Raw genomic sequence first — 3,863 nt, 5'->3', positions numbered from 1 at the left:
TCACGCGGAGAAAACACCAAACCAGCAGCACGCGCCCGCGCCACCAACTGGATCGACAAAATGCTGTCGCCACCCAACTCGAAGAACCCGTCGTCAACCGAAACCCCGGAAACCCCCAGGACCTCGGCGAACAACCCGCACAACACTTCCTCGACCGACGTCCGCGGACCCCGCCCCGCCCCCACACCGGAAACAACCTCCGGCACCGGCAACGCCCCACGATCCAGCTTCCCGTTCGGCGTCAACGGGAGAACATCAAGCACCACGAACGCCGACGGCACCATGTAATCCGGCAACCGCTCCCCCACGAACCCCCGCAACACGGCCGTATCCAGATCGGCCGTGTCCGTGCCCGGCGCCGGAACCACATAAGCAACCAGGCGCTTGTTGCCAGGACGGTCCTCCCGGACCACCACGGCAGCCTGGCCGACGTGCTCGTGCCCGGTCAGTACGGCCACGATCTCGCCCGGCTCGATGCGGAAGCCGCGCAGCTTCACCTGGCCATCAGCACGCCCCACGAACTCAAGGACGCCGTCCCCCGTCCAGCGCACCACGTCACCGGTGCGATACATCCGCGAACCGGCCACCACCGCAAACGGATCCGCAACGAACCGCTCCGCCGTCAGACCAGGACGCCCCACATACCCACGAGCCAACTGCGCACCCGCGATGTACAGCTCACCCGCCACACCCACCGGCACCGGCGACAAACCCGCATCCAGCACATACACCCGTGCATTTCCGAGCGGACGGCCGATCGGCGGGGGCTGGTCCTCGGGTCGGATGGACCTGTCCAGTTCAACGGCGGTGGTGATCACAGTGGCTTCGGTCGGACCGTAGGTGTTCCACATGCGGGCGCCGGCCGTCCAGCGGCTGGCCAGGTCGGCCGTGAGCAACTCCGCCCCCAGGACCCAGTTCTCCACTCCGGAGACTGCGGCGGGGTCGAGTACTCCGAGCAGGGAGGGGACCACGCTGGCGACGTTCACGCCGGACTTCTCGACCATCTCGCCCAGTGCTTCCGGCTCCGACCGCTCCGTGCTCGACGCGATGGCGAGGGTCGCCCCTGAAGCAAGGGTGACGGCCACGTCGAGTACGGACGCGTCGAAGCTGAAGGAGGCGAACTGCAGGGCCACCGCTCCTTCATGGACGCCGAGGACCGGCCGCATCACCTCTGCCAGGTTCGCGACGCCGCGGTGGGGAATCGCCACCCCCTTGGGCCGTCCGGTCGAGCCCGACGTGTAGATCACGTACGCGAGCTGCTCCGGATCCACGGCCGCGGGGAGCAGCTCACCGCAGGCGTCGTCCGCGTAGCCGAATGCGTCGAGCAGCAGGACGTGCACCCCGTCCGCCGGCAGGTCCTTCACCGTGTCGGCAGTCCCCAGAACCACGACCGCACCGCTGTCGGCCACCATGTAGCCGAGGCGGTCCGGCGGGTATTCGGGGTCCAGGGGCACGTACGCACCGCCCGCACGCCACACCGCGAGGAGGGACACGACCATGTCCACTCCTCGGGGTAGGCACAGGCCGACCAGGCGTTCCCGGTCCACGCCGAGTGCGATCAGCTTCTGTGCGAGGCGGCTCGCGCGCTCATCGAGCTGGGCATAGGTGAGTTCGACGTCGCCGCTGAGTACGGCGAGCGCGTCGGGAGTGCGCTCCACTCTCGCCCGGAACAGGTCGAGCACGGTGCCGGGCGGGATCTCCCGGCCGGTGTCGTTCCACGTGCGCAGAATGCGCTCACGCTCATCGGTACCGAGCACGTCGACCTCGCGAACCGTCCGGTCGGGCTCCGCCACCACCGTCTCCAGTACGCGGACGAGGCGGTGCGCAAGGCCCTGGACGGTCTCGACCGTGAAGAGGTCGGTCCGGTACTCCAACTGCCCCAGCAGCCCGCTGGGGCTCCCGTCCTCGTCGTGGACCTCGCTGAGGCTGACGGACAGGTCGAACTTCGCCGCAATGCTCGTCAGGGGCTCCGACACGGCCTGAATGCCGGGCAGGTCGAGTTCGGGCTGCGCGTTGTTGTGGAAGGTGAGCATGACTTGGAAGAGGGGGTGGCGTGCCATGGAGCGGGCGGGGTTGAGGATCTCCACGAGCCGCTCGAAGGGCACGTCCTGGTGGGCGTACGCGGCCAGGTCCGTCTCTCGGACCCGCTCCACGACCTGCCGGAACGTCGGATCGCCCGACAGGTCGGTCCGCAGGACCAGCGTGTTCAGGAAGCATCCGACGAGGTCGTCGAGGGCGTCGTCCGTACGGCCGGCGATCGGCGTCCCGATCGGTATGTCCTCGCCGGCGCCCATCTTGGACAGCAGGAGGGCGAGTGCAGCCTGCACCGTCATGAACACGCTTGCGCCGCAGGAGCGCGACAGTTCCACCAGCCGGGCATGGGTTTCGGCCGACACCTGCACGCCGACGGACGCGCCGTCAGCGGAGGCGATCGCGGGGCGCGGGTGGTCGACGGGCAGCTCCAGCTGTTCGGGAAGGTCGGCCAGGGCTTGCTTCCAGTAGGCGACCTGGGCGGCGATCACGCTGTCCGGGTCGTCCTCATCGCCGAGGACCTCCCGCTGCCAGAGCGTGTAGTCCGCGTACTGCACCGCAAGTTCTTCCCATGCCGGGGCCTGCCCCTGGCAGCGGGCCGCATACGCCTGCGACAGGTCGTCCGCCAGCGGCGCCCTCGACCAGCCATCGGCCGCGATGTGGTGGAGCACCATGACCAGCACCCACTCGCCGGGAGCGTCGGCGACCTCCAGCAGTCGCACCCGCCACGGCAGGTCCAGCTCCAGGTCGAATCCGGCACCCACGGTCGCGGCGACGGCCGAGGCCACCTCATCCGCGGACATCGCTTCCGCACGGACTTCGGGAGCGCCCTCGATCGGGTCGAGGACGAGCTGACTCGGCCGGCCGTCAGTGCTCTGGCGGAACACGGTGCGCAGGCTCTCGTGCCGGCCGGCGACGTCCGCCAGGGCGGCCCGCAGCGCCTCGACGTCCAGCGCGCCGGTCAGACGCAGCACGAGGGGGATGTTGTAGGTGGCGGAGACGCCTTCGAGCTGGCCCAGGAACCACAGACGACGCTGCGCGAACGACACCGGAAGCACCTCCGGCCGCACCCGCCGCCCCAACGCCTCACGGACCCGAACACCCTCGTCGAGCCGGTCCACCAGACCGGCCACGGACGGAGCCTCGAACAACGACCGGATACCGACCTCGACCGCGAGGACCGACCGGATCCGGCTCACCAAGCGCGTCGCCAACAGCGAATGCCCACCCAGCTCGAAGAAGCCGTCATCGATCGACACCGACTCCACGCCCAGGACCTCGGCGAACAGACCGCAGAGGATCTCCTCGCGCGGGGTCCGCGGCGCCCGCCCCGACGCATCCACGGTGTATTCGGGGGCCGGCAGGGCTCGCCGGTCCAGCTTCCCGTTCGGCGTCAACGGCAGCGCGTCGAGCACGACGAACGCGGACGGCACCATGTAATCCGGAAGCCGATCCGCGACGTACCGGCGCAGGACCGCAGCGTCGAAGTCCACCGCCCCAACCACGACATAGGCCACGAGGCGCTTGTCGCCGGGCTGGTCCTCCCGGACCACGACGGCCGCCTGCGCGACCTGCTCATGGCCGGCGAGCACCGCCTCGATCTCGCCCGGCTCGATACGGAAACCCCGCACCTTCACCTGGCCATCAGCACGCCCCACGAACTCCAGAACACCATCCGCCGACCACCGCACCACATCACCGGTTCGATACATCCGCGAACCGGCCACCACCGCGAACGGATCCGCGACGAACCGCTCCGCCGTCAGACCCGCACGCCCCAGATAACCCCGGGCCAACTGAGCACCCGCCACGTACAACTCACCCGCGACACC

At 69.3% G+C, this 3,863-nt stretch carries 1 protein-coding gene; it reads right to left on the bottom strand.

Annotation, left to right across the window (positions count from 1 at the left end):
- On the bottom strand, positions 1 to 3,842 hold a 3,842-nt coding region (locus AB0M92_RS39085; protein WP_366107157.1), incomplete at its 3' end, for an amino acid adenylation domain-containing protein.
- Positions 3,843 to 3,863: the final 21 nt, after the last annotated feature.

The sequence above is a fragment of the Streptomyces sp. NPDC051582 genome (assembly GCF_040681715.1).
In the GTDB taxonomy this organism is placed as follows: domain Bacteria; phylum Actinomycetota; class Actinomycetes; order Streptomycetales; family Streptomycetaceae; genus Streptomyces.
Note: the sequence above shows the minus strand (reverse complement) of the source record. Positions and strands in the feature narration are given on the sequence as shown.